Genomic DNA, 3,643 nt, shown 5'->3' with positions numbered 1-3,643 from the left:
GGAGTACTTAATGCGTTAGCGTCGGCACTGGGGGGGTCAACACCCCCAACACCTAGTACTCATCGTTTACGGCGTGGACTACCAGGGTATCTAATCCTGTTTGCTCCCCACGCTTTCGCGTCTCAGCGTCAGTGTCGGTCCAGGAAGCCGCCTTCGCCACAGGTGTTCCTCCTAATATCTACGAATTTCACCTCTACACTAGGAGTTCCACTTCCCTCTCCCGCACTCAAGTCCGGTAGTTTTGAATGCAATTCCTCGGTTGAGCCAAGGGATTTCACACCCAACTTTCCGGACCGCCTACACGCGCTTTACGCCCAATAATTCCGAACAACGCTTGCGCCCTCCGTATTACCGCGGCTGCTGGCACGGAGTTAGCCGGCGCTTCCTCTGGAGGTACCGTCAAGGCTGTGAGCTATTCACTCACAATCCGTTCTTCCCTCCTGACAGGGCTTTACAACCCGAAGGCCTTCTTCACCCACGCGGCGTTGCTGCGTCAGGGTTTCCCCCATTGCGCAATATTCCCCACTGCTGCCTCCCGTGGGAGTCTGGACCGTGTTCCAGTTCCAGTGTGGCTGATCATCCTCTCAGACCAGCTAACCATCGTAGCCTTGGTAGGCCATTACCCTACCAACTAGCTAATGGTACGCAGGCCGATCTTCAGGCGGCAGCTTCGCTGAGAGGCCACCTTTTTCCTCAGGTCCCGAGGGGCCCGTGGTCTTATCCGGTATTAGCACTCCTTTCGAAGTGTTATCCCGAACCCGAAGGTACGTTACCTACGTGTTACTCACCCGTGCGCCACTTTACTCACCCCCGAAAGGGTTTTCTCGTTCGACTTGCATGTGTTAAGCACGCCGCAAGCGTTCGTTCTGAGCCAGGATCAAACTCTCCAGTTTAAAATTGACAAGGATAAGGTCCTTGTAAACTTCATGTTTTTCGGTACATGATCCCGCGCATTTGACTTGATGTCACATAGGCTCGCTATTCGGTTTTCAAAGACCAGGCTTAGTTGAAACATTCCCCAGACGGGAAATTTCAGTATGCCAAAACGGAGTCAGTTTGTCAAGAACGAAATCAGCGTTTCCGCTTCGCTCATTCCCTGAACCATCTCAACAGGCGGCGGGTTTTACTATAACGGCCTACTCAAGTCAACACTTTTTTTACCGCCTTTTTCTTTTTTTTCTTCCCCTTTTTTATCAAACACTTACAGGTCACAAGGTCACTCCGGCCACTCCCCAGATCACCCCAAAAGTGGCTTTGAGGGGGTCACTCTGATGGCAAAAGCGCCGTCATTCCGCGATTAAAAACCGAGTCGCGAAAAAGCCGAGGCCGCCTTTCGGCGTCCGGCCATGTGTTCCAGAAACCTTCTCGGCCCCAAATTAATCATCGGCGGTAAGGCTGGCAAGCATCTTCCGGCGGTATTGCGGCGCGATTACAAAATCGGGGCGAACAAACGGCAAACATCCTCGGCCATCTCGGTCGCGAAGTTCTTGCGGATCCCCTTCTCCCACGTCAGTCGATCGGCATCCTGCTGGTAATCGCGGATCACGTCGGCGATCACCTGCACTTCCTTCGCGGAGTAAACCAACACGCCCAATTCATAATCCAGATAGAGGCTGCGGATGTCCATGTTCGCCGAACCGACCATGGCGATCTCGTCGTCGATCACCAGCAGCTTGGTGTGCAACATCCCTTTGCGGTAGGCGAACAACTTCACCGACGAGCCCATCAGATCGCGGAAAAACGCGCCGCGCGCCAGATCGGCGATGAAGTGATTGGAGCGGCGCGGCACGATCAGGCGCACGTCGCGACCCATCCGGCCCAGCAGCATCAAGGTGCGCAGCAAGCTGTCGTCCGGAATGAAATACGGCGAGACGATCCACACCCGGCGCTTGGCGCGCAGCATCGAGATCAGCACCGCGTCGTGCAGCGGCATCGCGTCGGCGTCGGGCCCGCTGGCGACCACCTGCATCAGTGTGTCGCCGGGGCGCGGCGCGGCCGACCAATCCCGGGGCGACGGTTCCCAATCCTCGCCAGTGGCGAAATGCCAGTCGACGGCGAAAATGCCGAGCAGGTCGTCGACCACCGGACCGCTGACGATCGCGCAGGCATCGGTCCAGCGCTTGGGGTCCGGCGCCGGTCCCATGTATTCGTGGCTGATGTTCATCCCGCCGATCATCGCCGTACGCCCGTCCACCGCCACGAGCTTGCGGTGCGTCCGCAGATGAGTGGACCATTTGCGGCCAATCGGCAGGATCGGCATGAACACGCCCACGCGGCCGCCGGCCTGGCGCAGCGGCGCGACGAAGCCCCATCGCGTCCGGAAGCTGCCGACGGCGTCCAGAAGCAGCCGGACCTTCACTCCCTCCCGGGCTTTTTTCGTCAGCAGTTCCACGAACGAGCGCCCGACATGGTGATGGCCGAGAATGAACACCGTCACCGCGATGTCGACTTTGGCCGCCGCGACCATTTCCATCAGACGGGCGTAAGCCCTTTCGCCGCTGGCGATAAACTCCAGGTGGTTGTCGGCTTTCACGGCGGGATAACCGGCGCCTTCCAACACGCGGACCGTCTCGACGATTTCCAGCCGCGCCGCGGGGGCCGGTAGATCGGCGTCGCCGCGCGTATCGCTGGCGGGAAACAATTGGCCTTTCAATCGCCGGTGGCGGCGGACCTTGCGGCCGCCGAACAAGAGGTAAAGGGGAACGCCGACGTACGGCAGCAGAAGGATCGCGATGCCCCAGGCCATGGTGCTGGTCGGCGAGCGATGTTCGCGGATCAGACGGATCAGCAGGAAGACCACCAGCAGCGCCCCGGCCAGGCCGAGGATTTCCGCCAACAGCCATTCCCACTTCAATTCCCAGATCGCCAATTACACACCCAGTCGGTTTAGATTTTCCGGCGTCAGCCAGTCCGCGAACGACGGCAGGTCCGGCAGCACCGCCAACGAAAACAGCCGCACCACCCAATTGATCGCCAACGGGGTGATCGAAACGATCGGGATGTCCGCCTGCCGGGCGACTTCCATCTCGATCGCCGTCCCCATCGAGGCGACCGGCAGATAGGCGACCATCACCCGGCAGCGCCGCAAGACCTCCAAGTGCCCGAAAAATACCGCGCGCGCCTCATCATCCGTATATCGGATCGAGGTGCGATGCTGCTCGACCGGACAAAACACGGTCCGGCCCGGCGCGTGCCGCGCCAGGATCGCCTTGATTTCCTCGCGGTAGTCCTGCGAATGCACGGCCTGCTCGGCATGCGAGCCTTGGATCACGCCGGCCAGAAAAAAGTCGAACGATTGATTCGTCATGATCTCCTCGGATGCTCGTTCCAAATTGCCTTGTTTGCGGCGCGCATGCAATCCGGCGAAGACATTTCCCGCCAAATGAAAGTCCCGCCTACTCGTCCGGCAAGGGGGCGTCCATGCCCACGTCGTATCGAGCTGGTAACAATTGCCTCGGCCCAAGAAAAAAAGGCAGGCCGCGGGGCCTGCCTTTCGTTGCTGGCTGTTTATACTTAGGCAATATGTCCCCTCAACTGTGCAGCAAAAATGTCCCCTTGGTTACGTAGAGTTCGGAGCCGAGGCCTGATAGACCCACGTCCAGTTGGTTGTTCCCTTTCGATTTTCCGTTTTGCATCGGGCTTT

The 3,643-nt window shown here is 58.7% G+C and carries 2 protein-coding genes and 1 rRNA gene; all 3 read right to left on the bottom strand.

Annotation, left to right across the window (positions count from 1 at the left end):
- Positions 1–895, bottom strand: a 16S ribosomal RNA gene (locus tag GX444_14055); the annotation flags it as partial.
- Between the two features lie 534 nt (positions 896–1,429).
- Complete coding sequence (gene cls, locus GX444_14050) at positions 1,430–2,869, bottom strand: cardiolipin synthase (protein NLH49704.1); 1,440 nt, start codon at positions 2,867–2,869, stop codon at positions 1,430–1,432.
- Positions 2,870–3,307, bottom strand: a complete 438-nt coding sequence (locus GX444_14045; GenBank protein ID NLH49703.1) for a hypothetical protein — start codon at positions 3,305–3,307, stop codon at positions 2,870–2,872.
- Positions 3,308–3,643: the final 336 nt, after the last annotated feature.

The organism is Myxococcales bacterium (assembly GCA_012517325.1).
GTDB lineage: Bacteria > Lernaellota > Lernaellaia > Lernaellales > Lernaellaceae > JAAYVF01.
The sequence above is the reverse complement of the archived record's forward strand: the minus strand, read 5'-3'. Positions and strand labels throughout refer to the sequence as shown.